The organism is Bowmanella sp. JS7-9, assembly GCF_004329715.1.
GTDB lineage: Bacteria > Pseudomonadota > Gammaproteobacteria > Enterobacterales > Alteromonadaceae > Pseudobowmanella > Pseudobowmanella zhangzhouensis.
This window is the reverse complement of sequence record NZ_JXSY01000002.1, coordinates 280,476-297,205: the sequence shown is the minus strand read 5'-3', so window position 1 is coordinate 297,205 and position 16,730 is coordinate 280,476. Positions and strand designations below refer to the sequence as shown.

Annotated in this window: 16 protein-coding genes; 10 read left to right on the top strand and 6 right to left on the bottom strand. The window is 49.1% G+C overall.

Going from position 1 to position 16,730, the window contains the following annotated elements; all coding sequences use genetic code 11:
* Positions 1 to 66: 66 nt before the first annotated feature.
* Complete coding sequence (gene gyrA / locus TK45_RS01770; RefSeq protein ID WP_131256902.1) at positions 67 to 2,670, bottom strand: DNA topoisomerase (ATP-hydrolyzing) subunit A; 2,604 nt, start codon at positions 2,668 to 2,670, stop codon at positions 67 to 69.
* A 235-nt stretch (positions 2,671 to 2,905) separates the two neighbouring features.
* On the opposite strand from gyrA, the gene ubiG reads away from it, so the two are divergent.
* The 5 genes from ubiG (at position 2,906) to yfaE (ending at position 8,435) form a co-directional block, all read left to right on the top strand.
* Entirely contained in the window at positions 2,906 to 3,622 is a 717-nt protein-coding gene (gene ubiG, locus TK45_RS01765) for a bifunctional 2-polyprenyl-6-hydroxyphenol methylase/3-demethylubiquinol 3-O-methyltransferase UbiG (protein ID WP_131256901.1), read from the top strand.
* On the top strand, positions 3,603 to 4,292 hold the full coding sequence (locus TK45_RS01760; RefSeq protein ID WP_131256900.1) for an HAD-IA family hydrolase: 690 nt from the start codon (positions 3,603 to 3,605) through the stop codon (positions 4,290 to 4,292). The genes ubiG and TK45_RS01760 overlap by 20 nt, the downstream gene beginning before the upstream one ends.
* 353 nt (positions 4,293 to 4,645) lie before the next feature.
* Positions 4,646 to 6,970 (top strand): class 1a ribonucleoside-diphosphate reductase subunit alpha, encoded by a 2,325-nt coding sequence (gene nrdA / locus TK45_RS01755; protein WP_131256899.1) that lies wholly within the window; start codon positions 4,646 to 4,648, stop codon positions 6,968 to 6,970.
* A 61-nt stretch (positions 6,971 to 7,031) separates the two neighbouring features.
* Positions 7,032 to 8,165 carry a class Ia ribonucleoside-diphosphate reductase subunit beta gene (gene nrdB / locus TK45_RS01750; RefSeq protein WP_131256898.1) on the top strand — a complete coding sequence of 378 codons (1,134 nt, stop codon included), beginning with the start codon at positions 7,032 to 7,034 and terminating at the stop codon, positions 8,163 to 8,165.
* A gap of 3 nt (positions 8,166 to 8,168) precedes the next feature.
* Positions 8,169 to 8,435 (top strand): class I ribonucleotide reductase maintenance protein YfaE, encoded by a 267-nt coding sequence (gene yfaE, locus TK45_RS01745; RefSeq protein ID WP_131256897.1) that lies wholly within the window; start codon positions 8,169 to 8,171, stop codon positions 8,433 to 8,435.
* Here yfaE and TK45_RS01740 read toward each other — a convergent pair.
* Positions 8,432 to 9,226 carry a DUF2189 domain-containing protein gene (locus TK45_RS01740; RefSeq protein WP_131256896.1) on the bottom strand — a complete coding sequence of 265 codons (795 nt, stop codon included), beginning with the start codon at positions 9,224 to 9,226 and terminating at the stop codon, positions 8,432 to 8,434. The genes yfaE and TK45_RS01740 overlap by 4 nt on opposite strands.
* Before the next feature lie 146 nt (positions 9,227 to 9,372).
* Positions 9,373 to 9,891 (bottom strand): hypothetical protein, encoded by a 519-nt coding sequence (locus tag TK45_RS01735; protein ID WP_131256895.1) that lies wholly within the window; start codon positions 9,889 to 9,891, stop codon positions 9,373 to 9,375.
* Positions 9,892 to 10,080: 189 nt separating this feature from the next.
* Here TK45_RS01735 and TK45_RS01730 point away from each other — a divergent pair, with 189 nt between their 5' ends.
* On the top strand, positions 10,081 to 11,394 hold the full coding sequence (locus tag TK45_RS01730) for an anti-phage deoxyguanosine triphosphatase (protein WP_131256894.1): 1,314 nt from the start codon (positions 10,081 to 10,083) through the stop codon (positions 11,392 to 11,394).
* Here the strand turns inward: TK45_RS01730 and TK45_RS01725 are convergent.
* A complete protein-coding gene (locus TK45_RS01725) occupies positions 11,385 to 12,236 on the bottom strand; it encodes a hypothetical protein (protein ID WP_254426511.1) in 852 nt (283 codons plus the stop codon). The genes TK45_RS01730 and TK45_RS01725 overlap by 10 nt on opposite strands.
* A 221-nt stretch (positions 12,237 to 12,457) precedes the next feature.
* Between TK45_RS01725 and TK45_RS01720 the strand changes: the two genes are divergently transcribed.
* The gene (locus TK45_RS01720) at positions 12,458 to 12,838 is read left to right on the top strand and encodes a hypothetical protein (protein WP_131256892.1); all 381 of its coding nucleotides are present in this window, start codon (positions 12,458 to 12,460) and stop codon (positions 12,836 to 12,838) included.
* Positions 12,839 to 12,948: 110 nt separating this feature from the next.
* Positions 12,949 to 13,323, top strand: a complete 375-nt coding sequence (locus tag TK45_RS01715; RefSeq protein ID WP_165490674.1) for a YchJ family protein — start codon at positions 12,949 to 12,951, stop codon at positions 13,321 to 13,323.
* Here the strand turns inward: TK45_RS01715 and TK45_RS01710 are convergent, their stop codons facing one another.
* Positions 13,324 to 13,794 (bottom strand): VC2046/SO_2500 family protein, encoded by a 471-nt coding sequence (locus TK45_RS01710; protein ID WP_131256890.1) that lies wholly within the window; start codon positions 13,792 to 13,794, stop codon positions 13,324 to 13,326.
* 143 nt (positions 13,795 to 13,937) lie between these two features.
* Between TK45_RS01710 and TK45_RS01705 the strand changes: the two genes are divergently transcribed.
* Both TK45_RS01705 and TK45_RS01700 read left to right on the top strand, forming a co-directional pair.
* Entirely contained in the window at positions 13,938 to 15,584 is a 1,647-nt protein-coding gene (locus TK45_RS01705; RefSeq protein WP_131256889.1) for a response regulator, read from the top strand.
* Positions 15,581 to 15,886 carry a hypothetical protein gene (locus tag TK45_RS01700; protein WP_131256888.1) on the top strand — a complete coding sequence of 102 codons (306 nt, stop codon included), beginning with the start codon at positions 15,581 to 15,583 and terminating at the stop codon, positions 15,884 to 15,886. Before TK45_RS01705 ends, TK45_RS01700 begins: the two co-directional genes overlap by 4 nt.
* On the opposite strand, the gene TK45_RS01695 is transcribed toward TK45_RS01700, so the two are convergent.
* Positions 15,866 to 16,705: a pirin family protein gene (locus TK45_RS01695; protein WP_131256887.1), complete on the bottom strand. Its 840-nt coding sequence runs from the start codon at positions 16,703 to 16,705 to the stop codon at positions 15,866 to 15,868. The genes TK45_RS01700 and TK45_RS01695 overlap by 21 nt on opposite strands.
* Positions 16,706 to 16,730 lie beyond the last annotated feature (25 nt).

Here is a 16,730-nt window from a genome sequence, read left to right as displayed (position 1 = left end):
TCCAAAAATGCCAAGCCAAAAACTAAAAAACGAGCGGACCGGCCGCTCGTTTTTTTAAGTGTTGAATCAGTCTTCAGACTGCTCCGTTACCTGAGGCTCGGCATCGCCCTCACCTTCGGCATCGTCTAACTCCAGATCCTCGTCGACCACTTCGTCGATTCGTTGCAGACCTACCACGATTTCATCGGTAGACGTACGAATCAAACGTACCCCTTGGGTATTACGGCCGACCGTGGAAACCTCAGCCACGCGGGTACGAACAAGGGTACCGGCGTTACTGATCAGCATGATTTCCATTTCTTCATCAACCTGCACAGCACCGACCACGGCACCATTACGCTCGCTGACTTTAATTGATACCACACCCTGAGTAGCACGGCTCTTCGCTGGGTAATCATCCAGCGGAGTACGTTTACCAAAACCATTTTCTGTGGCGGTCAGAATTGCGCCGTCACCATTTGGCACGATAAGCGATACGACCTTCTGGCCTTCCATCAGTTTCATACCGCGCACTCCTGTGGCAGTGCGGCCCATGGCGCGTACCTGGTCTTCACTAAAGCGCACGACTTTACCTGCGTCAGAGAACAGCATTACTTCACTGTCACCGTTAGTCAGTGACACACCAATCAGTTCATCACCGTCGTTCAAATTGACTGCGATAATACCGTTGGAGCGCGGACGTGAGTATTCGGTCAGTGCGGTTTTCTTAACCGTACCTGCGGCAGTCGCCATCAGTACAAATTTGTCTGCTGAGAATTCCTGAATTGGCAGAATTGCGGTGATACGCTCCCCTTCTTCCAGCGGCAGGATATTCACAATTGGACGACCACGGGCATTGCGGCTGGCAAACGGCAATTGATAAGTCTTCAGCCAGTACAATCGACCGCGGGTCGAGAAACACAAAATATGGTCATGGGTATTGGCCACCAGCAGACGTTCGATAAAGTCTTCATCCTTCATCTTAGTCGCGGACTTACCTTTACCACCGCGGCGCTGCGCCTCGTAATCCGCCAGTTTCTGATATTTCACGTAACCTTCATGAGACAGTGTGACGACTACGTCTTCCTGTTCAATCAGGTCTTCGATATCGATATCGTGGCTGGCATGAGTGATTTCAGTACGGCGCTCATCACCGAATTCGTCACGTACTTTTTCCAGCTCTTCGCGAATGACTTCCATCAGACGCTCTGGGCTGCTGAGGATATGCAATAATTCGGCAATCAGATCTAACAGTTCGCGGTACTCTGCCAGAATCTTATCGTGTTCCAGACCAGTCAGTTTATGCAGGCGTAAATCAAGAATCGCCTGCGCCTGCTGTTCAGTCAGGAAGTACTGGCCTTCACGAATACCGTATTGCGGCTCCAGCCAATCCGGACGTGCAGCGTCTACACCGGCACGTTCCAGCATTTGCGCCACATCACCCAGCGACCAACCACGGGCAGTCAGGCCGATTTTAGCTTCTGCCGGGCTGCCGGAGGCTTTGATTAGCTCGATAATTTCATCGATATTCGCCAGCGCTACCGCTAATCCTTCAAGGATATGCGCACGCTCACGGGCTTTACGCAGTTCATATACCGTACGGCGGGTAACCACTTCACGACGGTGCAGAATAAAGGCTTCAAGAATTTCGCGCAGATTGAAGACTTTAGGCTGGTTGTTATCCAGCGCCACCATATTAATACCAAACACGGTTTGCATTTGTGTCTGGGAATATAAGTGGTTAAGCAATACTTCGGCCGACTCGTTGCGTTTAACTTCAACAACGATACGCATGCCGTCTTTGTCTGACTCGTCACGCAGCGCAGAAACACCTTCAATGCGTTTTTCTTTGACCAGTTCGGCAATCTTTTCGATCAGGCGCGCTTTGTTTACCTGATAAGGGATCTCAGTAACGATAATGGTTTCTTTACCATTATCCTCACGCTCAATCTCCGCACGGGCACGCATGTAGATTTTACCGCGGCCGGTTCGATAGGCTTCTTCGATGCCCTTACGGCCACTGATGATAGCGGCAGTCGGGAAATCCGGGCCTGGGATCAGTTCGATCAGCTCTTCGATGCTGATGTCCGGGTTATTAATCAGTGCGATACAGCCATTCACTACCTCAGTCAGGTTGTGAGGTGGAATGTTGGTCGCCATACCTACCGCGATACCCGACGAGCCATTGACCAGCAGGTTAGGTACTTTCGTCGGTAACACATCCGGAATGTGCTCTGTGCCATCGTAGTTCGGCACAAAGTTAACGGTTTCTTTATCCAGGTCAGCCAGCAACTCGTGGGCGATTTTCGCCATACGTACTTCGGTATATCGCATCGCTGCTGCTGAGTCGCCGTCAACCGAACCAAAGTTACCCTGACCGTCAACCAGCATATAACGCAGTGAAAACGGCTGCGCCATACGCACGATGGTGTCGTATACCGCAGAGTCACCGTGTGGGTGATACTTACCGATTACGTCACCCACGACACGGGCAGACTTTTTATATGCTGAGTTCCAGTTATTTTTAAGTTCGCTCATCGCGAACAGGACGCGACGATGCACAGGTTTCAGACCATCCCGAACGTCGGGTAATGCTCGTCCAACGATTACGCTCATGGCGTAATCCAGATAAGAGTTCTTTAACTCTTCTTCAATATTGATGGGGAGTATTTCTTTGGCGTGATCGGTCATATACAGCCTTGTCCCTAATTATTCTTATGTTTACCCGTAAGCGCGCAGCTTGCGCGTTCCGTGCGTGCAAAAAAGCACACTGTTTAGCCGCCCGATTCTATCAACAAAGGTGACAAAATTACAGCCAAGATTCAGTGCAAAATAACTGCACAAATAGTAACCAGTATTTAAGCCTGTACGTTAGGTTTTAATTGATGTTTATAATGCGGCAGATTTTTAAGAAAACGCGAACAATATGACCAACACAATCAATGTAGACCCTCAGGAAATTGACAAATTTTCAGCACTAGCCAGTCGCTGGTGGGATCTCAACGGCGAATTTAAACCCTTGCACCAGATCAATCCGTTGCGCCTGGATTATATTGAGCAACATTGTGACGGCTTGTTTGGAAAAAAGGTGGTCGATGTTGGTTGTGGTGGCGGTATTTTGGCCGAGAGTATGGCGCGCCTTAAAGCTGACGTGACTGGTATCGATATGGCAGAAGAGTCACTGAATGTCGCCCGTTTACATGGGCTGGAAAGCAAAGTTCAGGTTGATTACCAGCAAACCACTGCCGAGGCATTTGCCGCTGTGCATACAGAACAATTTGATGTGGTTACCTGTATGGAAATGCTTGAGCACGTGCCAGACCCTGCCTCTGTGGTCAATGCCTGTGCCGCCCTGGTCAAACCTGGCGGCAAAGTATTTCTATCCACGTTAAATCGCAACATTAAATCCTGGCTGATGGCAATTGTTGGTGCAGAGCATATTTTAAAGCTGGTGCCAGCCGGCACTCATCAGCACGATAAATTTATTAAACCTGCCGAGCTGTTGCGCTTTTGTGACCAGGCCGGGCTGAAAGTGCGCGATATGACCGGGCTGCATATGAACCCGTTGTCTGGTGCATTCTATTTGTCCAACCGCAACGTAGACGTCAACTATATGTTGGTGTGTGAAAAAATTGCCGACTAAATCCATGCTGCCCAAAGCTGTCTTATTTGATTTAGACGGTACCTTATTAGATACCGCCAGGGATTTGGGCGCCGCGCTGAACAACATGCTTGCCAGGCGCGGCCGCGAACCCGTCAGTTACGCACAATATCGTCAAATCGGTTCTGATGGTGCCAACGGCATGCTGGCTCTGGGCTTTCCGGAACTGTCCTCCACGGAGCGTTTAGCACTGCGGGAAGAGTTTCTGCTTGAATACCGTCAACAGTCACATGATCAATCTGTCGTGTTTGACGGTGTTGCGCCGCTTTTGAGCTGGCTGTCTGAACACAATATCTTGTGGGGTATTGTGACCAACAAGCCCGAGGCTATCACTCGCGAGTTGTTACCGGGATACCCCGAATTTAACCAAAGCGCGGTGATGGTCGGCGGCGATACGCTGAGTGAACGTAAGCCTCACCCTGCACCGCTATTTTATGCGTGTGAACAGATAAACGTCGTGCCACAACACTGTTGGTATGTGGGTGATGCCGAGCGGGACATTATCGCAGGCAATCAGGCCGGTATGCAGACCGTATTGGCCGCCTGGGGATACCTGTTGGCCAACGCCCAAACCGCTGATTGGCGACCTACCCACGTCTGTTTTCAACCACAAGATTTGCTACAACTTTTACATTCAAAACACAATATGTAGTAGTTTTGCCCGTCAACAAAATCTATATATCGTTATGCTATTAAAAACCGAATTTTGAATTAAAAAAAATTTAGGGAAAATTTTACGCCAAAATATCAGTTGCAATCTGACACTTTGTGCTTCTGTGCACGGTTTGCGGTAAGTCGCTACTAACCGTAAATAGCACTTGTGTTTGATCGCTGATAAAACCACCAGATATTGGGTTGCATTCCATCATCGACCTCACTATCTTGTGTCAGGACAACGCTGGAGACGATTCGTCACCAGTGCGCTAAGTTGTCCGGATAGACAGCGGCGCTGACTGCCTATCTGAATGCTCAAAACTCAAACTAAAACAACAATGGCTGACTGGCATGAACAACCAACTACTCGTGACAAAACGAAACGGGGAAAAGGAACCCCTCGACCTCGATAAAATCCATAAAGTCGTCACCTGGGCCGCAAAAGGCCTGAAAAACGTGTCGGTTTCTCAGGTAGAACTGAAAGCTCACCTGCAGTTTTATGATGACATCAAAACCGCTGCCATCCACGAAACGCTGATTCGTGCTGCTGCTGATCTGATTTCTGAAGACTGCCCTGACTACCAGTATATGGCGGCGCGTTTGGCGATATTCCATTTGCGTAAAAAAGCCTATGGTCAGTTTGAACCGCCGACGCTATTCGACCATGTCACGAATATGGTGAATAAAGGTAAATACGATAAGCACATTCTGGAAGACTACAGCAAAGCCGAACTGGACGAACTGAACAAACATATCGACCATTGGCGCGATATGAACTTCAGCTATGCCGCGGTCAAACAGCTGGAAGGAAAATACCTGGTACAAAACCGTGTGAGCGGTGAGGTCTACGAGAGTGCCCAGTTCCTGTATATGCTGGTCGCAGCCTGTTTGTTTGCCAATTATGAAAAGTCTGTTCGTCTGGATTACGTCAAACGTTTCTATGACGCAGCCTCTACCTTTAAAGTATCTTTGCCTACGCCGATTATGTCTGGCGTGCGCACCCCTACCCGTCAGTTCAGTTCATGCGTACTGATAGAAACAGGTGACAGTCTTGATTCGATCAATGCCACCGCCAGCGCGATTGTTAAATACGTCAGTCAGCGCGCTGGTATCGGTGTGAATGCCGGTCGCATCCGTGCTCTGGGTAGTGAAATCCGTGGTGGTGAAGCGTTCCACACCGGATGTATTCCGTTTTATAAGTACTTCCAGACCGCAGTAAAAAGCTGTTCACAAGGTGGTGTACGTGGTGGCGCAGCGACTCTGTTCTACCCCATCTGGCACCTGGAAGTTGAATCCCTGCTGGTACTGAAAAATAACCGCGGTGTTGAAGAGAACCGTGTACGCCACTTAGATTACGGCGTGCAATTCAACAAACTTATGTATCAGCGTCTGATTAAAGATGAACATATCACACTGTTCAGCCCGTCAGACACGCCTGGATTGTATGATGCCTTCTTTGCCGATCAGGACGAGTTTGAGCGTCTGTACGTGCAATATGAGCAGGATCCTGCGATTCGTAAGAAACAAATCAAAGCAATGGAATTGTTTGGCTTGTTTATGCAGGAGCGTGCCAGCACAGGCCGTATCTATCTGCAAAACGTGGATCACTGCAACACGCACAGCCCGTTTGATCCAAAAGTCGCACCGGTTCGTCAGAGCAACCTGTGTCTGGAAATCGCGCTGCCAACCAAGCCACTGCGTCATGTAAATGACGAAGAAGGTGAAATTGCCCTTTGTACCCTGTCAGCCTTTAACCTGGGTGAAATCAAATCTCTGGATGACTTTGAAGAGCTGGCCGATTTAACCGTACGTGCACTCGATAGCCTGCTGGATTATCAGGATTACCCGGTACCTGCCGCGTATACGGCCACTATGGGTCGTCGTACTCTCGGTGTTGGCGTAATTAACTTTGCTTACTATCTGGCGAAAAACGGTGTGAAATACTCCGATGGCAGCGCCAATGGCCTGGTACACCGTACCTTTGAAGCCATGCAGTATTATCTGTTGAAAGCCTCTAACAAACTGGCTATCGAAAAAGGCGCATGTCCTAAGTTCAACGAAACCACCTATTCACAAGGTGTGTTACCGATTGATAGCTATAAGAAAGACCTGGACAGCGTATGTAATGAACCATTGCGTTACGACTGGGAAGCGCTGCGTAGCGATATCGTTAAGCATGGTCTGCGTAACAGTACGCTGTCTGCCCTGATGCCGTCTGAGACGTCTTCACAGATCTCGAATGCCACCAATGGTATTGAGCCACCACGTGGCCACATCAGCGTTAAGGCTAGTAAAGACGGTGTGTTGAAGCAGGTTGTGCCTGATTACGATACGCTCAAAAACGCCTATGAATTACTCTGGACTATTCCAAGTAATGATGGCTATCTGCAAATCGTTGGGATTATTCAGAAATTCATCGACCAGACGATTTCAGCTAACACTAACTATGATCCGGCGCGCTTCGAAGGGGGTAAAGTCCCTATGAAGCAGTTGCTTAAAGACCTGCTCACCGCTTACAAACTAGGCGTAAAAACCCTGTACTATCACAATACCCGTGATGGCGCAGCGGATAGCCTGGAAGAGAAAGCGGCAGCCGATGCGAAGCCTGAGGCCGCCACAGTCGATGTGGTTGTCGAAGAAGACGATGGTTGCGCAGGCGGTGCCTGTAAGATCTAACACACGCAGGCGGCCTTATGTGCCGCCTTGTCTTTGTTTCTAACTCAATGTCAGCACACACATGAAGTACACGACTTTTAATCAAGTAAACAATGATGCGTTGCAAGAGCCGATGTTTTTCGGTAACCCGGTTAACGTTGCCCGCTATGACCAGCAACGCCATAACGTATTCGAAAAATTAATCGAGAAACAAATCTCGTTTTTCTGGCGCCCGGAAGAAGTTGATGTCAGTAAGGATCGACTGGACTTTCAAAAGCTGTCTGAAAGTGAGAAACACATTTTCATCTCGAACCTGAAATATCAGACCCTGCTCGACTCTGTTCAGGGCCGCAGCCCGAATATTGCGTTCCTGCCGATTATCTCCTTACCCGAAGTAGAAACCTGGGTTGAGACTTGGTCTTTCTTTGAGACGATTCACTCGCGTTCGTATACTCACATTCTGCGTAACCTGTTTACCGATCCTAGCGCGGTATTTAACGACATCGTGATGAATGATGAGATCAAGCGCCGTGCAACGGATATTTCCCGCTATTACGACGACCTGATCTTTGCAACCCAGTTGTGGCAGACCCAGGGCGAAGGCTCACATAAAACCGAAGATGGCAGCATCTATACCGTGACCATGCGTGAGTTAAAGCGCAAGCTGTATTTGTGCATGTGCTCAGTTAACGCGTTGGAAGCGATTCGTTTCTATGTGTCGTTTGCCTGTACGTTCGCCTTCGCTGAGCGTGAATTAATGGAAGGTAACTCAAAAATCATCCGTCTGATTGCGCGCGATGAAAACCTGCACCTGACGTCCACTCAGCATATTCTCAATCTGTGGGCAAAAGGCAAAGACGATCCAGAAATGGCCGAAATTGCCGCCGAATGTCAGGACGAATCACTGGCTATCTTTATGACCGCGGTCGAGCAGGAAAAGCAATGGGCGACCTATCTGTTCCAGCACGGCTCAATGATTGGTCTGAATAAAGAAATTTTGTGCCAGTACGTTGAATTCATTGCTAATGAGCGAATGAAAGCCATCGGCCTGCCATTACAATTTGAAGTCAATGGCAACCCACTGCCATGGATGAATAATTACCTGATGTCAGACAACGTACAGGTTGCACCGCAAGAGTCAGAAATCAGCTCTTATCTGGTTGGCCAGATCGATGCAGAAGTCAGTGCCGATGATTTTGGTGATTTCGACCTGTAATTAATGACTCAGCGAAAAACCTGTCTGATCAAGGTTGTCTCCCACGGCGATATTGAGCAGCATCCCGAACACACTGTACTTCAGGCGCTGGAAGCCCAGCGTCTGGATGTGCATTATCACTGTCGGGAAGGGTTTTGTGGGGCGTGCCGCACGCGCTTGTTAAGCGGCGAAGTCGACTATGTCATTGAGCCCCTCGCCTACATCAATGACGATGAAATTCTGCCCTGCTGTTGCAGGGCAGTCACAGATATCGAACTGGAGTTAGCCTAGTCGTAATGGCGTTCGCGTTTGGTTTCGATGGTGTCGATATAACCATGCCAGGTGGCGTAGCCAATCAACGGCATTAAAATTAAAAACGCAAAGAAGTAAGTAATAAATCCGATTCCTACACAGGTCAGAATAATCAACGCCCATACCGCCATTGGCGCTTTATTAACCCACACCGCATTCATACTACTGAGCACCGCAGTGGCTAAGTCCACCCGACGCTCCATCAATATCGGCTGAGTAAACGCACTGATAAAAAACACCAGCATAGTAAACCCTGCGCCCACCACGGTACCGAGTAATAAAAACGGCATCAGGTTGGCTAAATTGGGCTCCAGATAATTAGGGTATAACGCGTGGATTAAGGCCGATACCCGCAGCCAGAAAATCATGATCACCAACAGCAGTAAGCCAAACGCCCATTCATTCACGGCATTACGGTTGATCGCCTTGATGCTGTGCCACAGGCTGGGCTGATGGCCTTTTTCCAGCTCCCAGCTGACATCATATAAACCTGCCGCCAAAAACGGCCCCAACAACATAAAACACACAATCGAGGGTAGAATAATCAGGTGCCAACCGGTCAGTTCCACCAGGTAATAAATCACCCAGGGTGCAAGTGTAAACAACACCCCGAAGAACAGTGTGATCACCGGCGCCCTGAATGCATCACGCCAACCAAGCCCCAACCATTTGAGGGGATCGGCCACATCTAATTGCTTACAGGGAATAATTCGGGCAAATCCGGTTTCTTTAAGGGCATTATCCGGCGATTGTTTAAATGACTGTGACATAAGCGCTCCCACTCGTGATCCGGCTACAAGCAGGAAAAAGCGCCGTGTAATTGGGTTAAACGAACCAATAATTCAAACACTTAACCTGCCACTGGAAAAAGTGTAGACCACAGACAGCGACTTTATGCCATTGTCGGTCACTCAATTTACGCCCCCCCGATAGGATGCCAGCGCAAGCGGGTTTGATAATGTGTTGCCAGCAACTGATTAAGCTGGGTAAAGGCGGTTACACGCTCCCTCTCATTACTGATACATTGCCAGCAAAATCGGTGACAATTGTTTTTCAGTACGTCGTATTCGCTGTAGGTGAACACCTTACTCAGCGCAATCGAGGCTGCGCGCTGATTTTCAATGGCGTTACCGGCCGCATCGCATAATACAAATATCCTTTCACCACTGCGGTTAGCCAAAAAACGTGACGGTGATACGGCGCGCACCAAGCCATTTCCTTTTAGTTCGATGATCTGGCCGTCCACCCAGATCCCAGTGTGGTCAAATACGCCATAGATCCCGCAGCACACTACGGCACCGTCGGTCGGGCTGACTTGCATAACCGATTCGCCAGGATAATGAATTACCTGCGAACCCTTTGGAGAGCGTCGCTCTTTATCTGCGATAGCCAGCGCGGCTAAGCCGGCGCCGAGCCAAATAAGGGGTGCTGCCATACTGCCTCCTGTTTGCCCCAGTGTGGCGTAATATTGACCACTTCGAAAGTCAGTGTTTGTAAGTAATTGTGAGCAATTTCCAATGCTTAGCCGCCAACCTCATGGCATACTGATGAACAAAATTAGTCCAACGTCATTGCGGCCGGCATTTCACCATTAATGTACCGCAGACAACCAGGGAGTAGCGCCATGCAATCTCAGTGGCAGGAAAGATTCCAGACTCAGGCCAGCAATCGGGAACGGGATCATCGTAACCCTTTCCAGCGTGACAAAGCGCGAGTGTTACACTCCGCCGCATTTCGCCGCCTGCAGGCAAAAACGCAGGTGCATGGCGTCGGTATGAGTGATTTCCACCGCACTCGCCTGACCCACTCGCTGGAAGCATCGCAAATTGGTCAGGGCATCGCGGCCCAATTGGCTATCAAGCAACCTGAACTGGCTGCACAATTGCACCTGGACGATACCCTTATCGAAACCCTGTGTTTGGCCCACGACATTGGCCATCCGCCGTTTGGCCATGGCGGGGAAATTGCCCTGCACTACATGATGCGTGAACACGGTGGCTTCGAAGGCAATGGCCAGACGTTTCGTATTGTGACGCGTCTGGAGCCTTACACGCCGGCAAATGGCATGAATCTTTGCCGTCGCACCGTATTGGGGTTAGTCAAGTATCCGGCGTTTATCAATCAGATGCTGGCGCCGGAACAACGCCGCAGTGTTGCCGATTTTCGCCAGCTTAAAGCCAGTGAATGGTATCCACCCAAAGGCCTGTTTGATTGCGACAAAGAAATGTACGACTGGGTAACGGCGCCACTGTCTGATTCCGATAAATCGCGTCTGGCTGAGCTGACTGCTGGTAAATATGGTCTGCGCACCTGCTACAAATCGCTGGATTGTTCGATTATGGAACTGGCTGATGATATCGCCTATGGCATCCATGACTTAGAAGACGCGATCACTATGGGGATTGTGCAGGCACACCACTTCGAGTCAATGCAGGCTGACCTAAAAGCCATGCAAGGCAGTTGGTTCGCTAATCACGCTGACAAACTGGCCGAACAATTATTCAGTCCACATCATTACAGCCGCAAAGATGCGATAGGCGCGCTGGTAAACCAACTTGTTACCTCTATTGAACTGCGCGCCCACAGTGAGCCGTTTGATAACCCTTTGCTCACTTACAATGCGGTGATGGATCCGGAAGCCAAAGCCGCACTGGATATGTTTAAAGGGTTTGTATACGAGCACGTAATCAATCAACCCTCTAAACAGCGTCATGAATACAAAGGCCAACAAATAATTATGCAATTGTTTGAAGCCTTTAGCTCAGATCCAGAGCGATTGTTGCCGGCTAATACGGCAGTTCGCTGGCAACGCGCTGACGGCGAGCATGCTAAAGCGCGGGTTATCAGTGATTATCTGTCAGGCATGACAGATGACTATGCAACGCGGATGTTTGCCAATCTCTTTTTACCCGGCACGCTGCATAACCATCATTCCTGAGATTGGGCCGGGTTAAGAATGATGAAACGCTCGGGATCAACCACAAAACCAGCTTGCTGGTAAGCTTTAAGGATTCTGCCCTGCTCACGCAGGGCTGCCAGACCGATTTGGATTGCATCAAATGCCGCATTACCATCAGGGTGATGTTTACTTATCACAAAATGGCGGCTGTCGTTTAACAGCACCACGACTCCAGGTACGGGTTGTAAACGAATATTTTCCAATTCATATATTTCGTGTCCGGAGCGATACAATGGCATCAGCATAAAATCTACCCAACCATTGCTAACCATCCGGGCCATACTGATCCATTCATCCTCACGCAGTACCTTGCTTAATCCAAGAGACTGGATGGTGCGCCAATCAGTGCGCCACAGGGGCGTCGAAATCGCCGAAAATTGTTGCAACTGCGCCAGGTTGTTGACCTTGAGGATGGCCTGATTCTGCATCCCGGTATAAATACCAGCAACATACTCGCCACGCCGGATCACCGAGTCAGATATATATACATCCTGCTGCAATTCCTCGGCATCAGCGAGCCAATAAGAGTCAAAACTAATCAGCAACTTACCTTGTTGCAGCAAACGCGTATTACGAAAATTTACTTTACCTGCGTGATATTGATAATCCCTTTTAAAGCCACCTATCGCCATTGCCTGCTGTGCAATGATCATATCGACAACATCTCGTCTTATGGTGCGACCACTGAACTCCCTGATATCCAGCACATCGCGGTTAGCGACAAAGGCCAGATAATCCTCAAGTACATCATCACGTATATACAGCTCCACAGCATTTTGGGCCACGGCAGCCTGTGACCACACCATAGCAGTACCGACCATCAAGACATTTATCCATCTGATCAGCCGAAGAGGTAAACGCCTGTCGTCAAAACCACTGCACATGAACATAAGGGACATCCAACACCACTGTATGATTAATTGTTTAAACAATGCAGAGAAAATACCAACACAGTTTATAAAAATTGCATAAAAAAAATACTTGCATGTTTTTTTATACAGTACTACTGTATACCCACACTGTATAAATGAACAGGTAATTTATGGCTACCGTTGAACGTCTTGAACAAGGCTTTGCAGAACACAAATTGATGACTATCGATATGGATCGTCAGCAGGCGTTAGCGCCATTGCTAGCTCAATTTCAGCAACAACGTCGCTGGTTGTATGTGTTGAGCGATAATTTGCAGGTTACGCACCCCCTGAACCATTGCATCATGATGCGTAAGCCTGGTCAGGATCTGTTACACGCCTGGTTAAAGAAGTTAATCAAGTGCGGTCAGGCAGGCTGTATCGTGGTACAGGATATGAATCTGCCGGAAAGTGATTACCGGGTCTTAAAAATGCTTTGCCTGCTATATAAGGTCACGGTAATTAATCTTCGCCATTCAGGGGATGCTAATTTAGTATACGGTCCCTGGTAATCTTAATGGCGTAAGGCATGCAATGTCCTTGTCGAAGCGGTCAGTTGTATTCCACCTGTTGTGGCCGCTTTATTCAACAATCTGAAATTCCCTCCTGCCCACAGTCCCTGATGCGTTCCCGATACACTGCGTTTGCATTGGCGGATGGCCAGTATTTGTTTCATAGCTGGCATGAAAGCACACGCCCTGACTTAGGCAGTTTAGATTTGACTGATGATCCTCAGCATTGGATAGGGTTGCAGATCCTCGGGCACAAACTATCGGACGAACAACACGGCGAAGTGGAATTTATCGCTTATTCCTGTGTGGGTGGGGCATTATATCAATTACGTGAACGTTCCGATTTTCTTTGTGAACAAGGCAAATGGTATTACGTGAGCGGTGATATTCACCCGCAAAGCGGCAAAATTAAAAACGCAGCAAACCTGCCCTGCCCCTGTTTGTCAGGTAAAAAATTCAAAAAATGCTGTGCGCGTCTGGATTAATTAAGCCGCCTGATGGAGTGCATCCAACACGTTAAGTAATTGCCGTGGGTCTTCATGCACAGCCTGTCGCCCAGTACCTGCTTGTAACCGCTGTTGCGTGTATAGCGCACAATTTGACACCACCTCGGCACTGAGATGTTTCGGATCATTTTTAACAGCTAGCGGCTGCGGATGCATGGCCTGCCATAATCTGGCACTGTCGATAAGGCCTTGTTGAATCAGGCTTGTCAGCGTAGCAGATGATACCCAGTCGTCTGCTGTGGCCGCGAGGTGGCTGGCCGGGTAGTCACTTACCGGTTTACTGACGTGGTGGTCGGTTGGCGCAGAAAAGACATACGGCTGCGCACTGGCATCCGGGTTTTGCATCGCCATATACAACGCAAATAATGCCGCGCCATCCGACTGGCTCAGTGCCGCGGCAACCGTTCCATTGAATTCCGGATGAAGTTCGAGGCCTTTTATGGGCAGCATGGGCAGATGAAACTTTCAGCAGACAAGGTTAATTGTATTCATCGGCATAAAATGTCGAAAGTTGAATACCTTAACGTGCTTGCGTTTGTTCCCGTTTTCTACAAGTATGAGAGGCAAAGACAACCTGCCGGAAGTAAATCACGTTGACTGATAATTCCCTGACCTATCACGATAAAAATATTCTGGTCGTTGAAGATCATGACGGCAACCTGATGTTACTGCGTAATGCGCTCAGCAAATTAGGCGCACAGCATGTGTCAGTGTGCCGACATGCCGCCGATGCTGCCGAGTTGTGTCGTCAGCAACAATTTGATTTTCTTATCAGCGACGTCAATTTGGGCAACCACGAGCAAAATGGCTTGCAGCTTGTGGAACAACTGCGTGCCACCAATGCCCTGCCATTAGCCTCTGTGTGTTTATTGATTAGCGGTCAAATGCAGCGCCCTGCACTGATGGGCAAAGCCGAATTACAACCCGATGATTACCTGTTGAAGCCTTTTAATCATGAAAATCTGCATCAGCGTCTGCAAAAAGCCAGCCTAAAACGACGGACATTGCTGCCTATCTATCAGCAACTGGAAGCGGGCAATATCAAAGGCGCGATCAATGCCTGTAAAACAGAATTATCCAAAACCAGCCGCTATCGGCAGTTTTGCTCATTGGTAATCACCGAACTGCTGTGGCGCAATGGCGACTTTAAGTCTGCGGCCAGTTTGTTAAATCAACTGATGAATGACACCCAGTTACCCTGGGTCGTCATTGCCATGGCGCGCACCCAACTGTATCTGCGCCAGTTTAACGAAGCATCAGAATTAGCCAGACGCATGCTGGAAAACCGCATGGTGGCTGACGATGCCCATGAAGTGCTGGCACAGTGTCTGTTGCGCACTGAAAAATTGCAGGAAGCCTGTGACGAGGTAAAAGAAGCGATCCGCATCGCCCCTCACTCCATTGAACGGCACTACCTGGGCTGCGAGATTGCTCAGGCAAATGGCGATTATGATTTTGCCAAGCAATGTTGTCTGTCGATCCTTGAACAAACCCGATTCTCGATTCATCGCAGCGTCAGCCATTTGTGCAACTATGTAAGAAGTCTGTTGGAGCAGGCTGCCAATACCAGCTCAGAGCAGGAAAAGCGTCAATTACAGAATCAGGCAGTCGATACTCTGCAACGGGAGGCATCGTCCGCATTGGTTAAGCAGGCCAAAGAGTTCGACTTTGATGCATATCGTTCACTGATTGCTGCGCGCGTCGAATTATTGCAGGGTAAGATGCAAAGCGCCCGTCAGGCGATGGCTGATGCCAATCAATATTTGGCTCGCCATGCACAGTTTCCTCTCGAATTGGCGGCGGACAGTGCTTATATGCTCAATGAGTTAGGGGATTACGAGCAGTTACATGCGCTAATGCAGGAACTGGATGCGCGTCAATATACGCCTAACCCGGTCACAGCCCACGCACTTGAGCAGATCAGGCATCAATCCGAAGGATCCATGCAGCAATATATGCTGCTGTTGGCTGATGCCGAAAACCACTTCATTCAGGGTAAGTTTCAACTTGCCTATGACACCCTTAAACGCGCCAAACGTTTAAGTCCCGGTAACCCGAACTTACTGTTAAAGCTGCTGCAATACGCGATTAAGTTACAGGGATTTTTTACCACGCCGGACGCGGATATTAGTGCCGATTGCCGCGATACGGTGCAGCAATTAAGGCGGATGTCGTTGGATGAAAAACAAAGCAAAGCACTGGCAATTTTGATCGCACAAGCGGAGCAATATTTACGATGAAAAATATCACCAAAACAGTTGGATGCGGGATAGTTGCGGTTTTATCGGGGTGTAGCAGTAAGCCACAGGATTGTGAACAATTGCTCGACGTATTATCACAGCAGCGGGAGTGTCAGATGCTGATTTACCAGATTCAGCATAATCAAAATCCACAGCAAGTCACCGAGGCCCGCCGCCGCTTCGATCAGGCCTGTACCGAGTTTCGCTATTACCGGGATGAATATGAAACCATCTGCCCCGGACATGATATGAAGATCGATGAGATGAAACAGCCAGATAACTCAGGTGACGGAGCGAACTAACCTGCCTTGCTGATAGTCCATTAACGCCTGACGGATTTCAGCCTCGCTGTTCATCACAAACGGGCCATATTGCACAATCGGCTCCTCAATCGGTCTTGCCGCGACGATGATGCAGGCACTGTCTGACTTCAATGCGATTTTCAGGGTATTGCCGGTATCCAGCACTGCCAGTTCGCCTTTTTGTAAAATCTTACCGGCCAACTCTGCCTGACCTTCAAAACAGTACACAAAAGCATTCAACATAGCCGGCAGCGGCATCGCCAGCGTCGCCGCGCCGACACTGCGCACATCTAAGAACAGTGGCTCCACCGCAACATTTTTTACCGGCCCGGCTACGCCCTCGAATTCACCGGCCAATACTTTGACCTGAAGTTCGCCTTTTTCCAGTACCGGCACATCTTCAGGCGCGATGTCCTGATAACCGGGTGAGGACATTTTTTCACTGGCGGGCAGATTCACCCAAAGCTGAAATCCACGTAACAGTCCCTCAGTCTGGCGCGGCATCTCCGAATGAATAATGCCACTACCGGCATTCATCCATTGAATCCCACCGCTTTCAATCAGGCCTTCATTACCCGCAGAGTCCGCATGGGCCATTTTACCCTGCAGCATATAGGTCACGGTCTGAAAGCCACGGTGAGGGTGATTCGGAAAACCAGCCAGATAATCGTCAGGTTGATCGGAGCCAAACTCATCCAACATCAAAAATGGATCCAGATTTCGTAACGCGGGTTGACCGATGATACGTTTAAGACTAACGCCCGCTCCGTCACTGGTTTGAATCCCGCTTACTTTTTGTTTAATTGCCCGATAATGCATGTGCCGCTCCGTTGCCCGATCAACT

Bases quoted from the DNA above. Each gene is read 5' to 3' on its own strand.
- gyrA (WP_131256902.1), bottom strand. From the start codon at position 2,670: ATGACCGATCACGCCAAAGAAATACTCCCCATCAATATTGAAGAAGAG.
- ubiG (WP_131256901.1), top strand. From the start codon at position 2,906: ATGACCAACACAATCAATGTAGACCCTCAGGAAATTGACAAATTTTCA.
- nrdA (WP_131256899.1), top strand. From the start codon at position 4,646: ATGAACAACCAACTACTCGTGACAAAACGAAACGGGGAAAAGGAACCC.
- nrdB (WP_131256898.1), top strand. From the start codon at position 7,032: ATGAAGTACACGACTTTTAATCAAGTAAACAATGATGCGTTGCAAGAG.
- yfaE (WP_131256897.1), top strand. From the start codon at position 8,169: ATGACTCAGCGAAAAACCTGTCTGATCAAGGTTGTCTCCCACGGCGAT.
- TK45_RS01740 (WP_131256896.1), bottom strand. From the start codon at position 9,226: ATGTCACAGTCATTTAAACAATCGCCGGATAATGCCCTTAAAGAAACC.
- TK45_RS01735 (WP_131256895.1), bottom strand. From the start codon at position 9,891: ATGGCAGCACCCCTTATTTGGCTCGGCGCCGGCTTAGCCGCGCTGGCT.
- TK45_RS01730 (WP_131256894.1), top strand. From the start codon at position 10,081: ATGCAATCTCAGTGGCAGGAAAGATTCCAGACTCAGGCCAGCAATCGG.
- TK45_RS01725 (WP_254426511.1), bottom strand. From the start codon at position 12,236: ATGGTCGGTACTGCTATGGTGTGGTCACAGGCTGCCGTGGCCCAAAAT.
- TK45_RS01720 (WP_131256892.1), top strand. From the start codon at position 12,458: ATGGCTACCGTTGAACGTCTTGAACAAGGCTTTGCAGAACACAAATTG.
- TK45_RS01715 (WP_165490674.1), top strand. From the start codon at position 12,949: ATGCGTTCCCGATACACTGCGTTTGCATTGGCGGATGGCCAGTATTTG.
- TK45_RS01710 (WP_131256890.1), bottom strand. From the start codon at position 13,794: ATGCTGCCCATAAAAGGCCTCGAACTTCATCCGGAATTCAATGGAACG.
- TK45_RS01700 (WP_131256888.1), top strand. From the start codon at position 15,581: ATGAAAAATATCACCAAAACAGTTGGATGCGGGATAGTTGCGGTTTTA.
- TK45_RS01695 (WP_131256887.1), bottom strand. From the start codon at position 16,705: ATGCATTATCGGGCAATTAAACAAAAAGTAAGCGGGATTCAAACCAGT.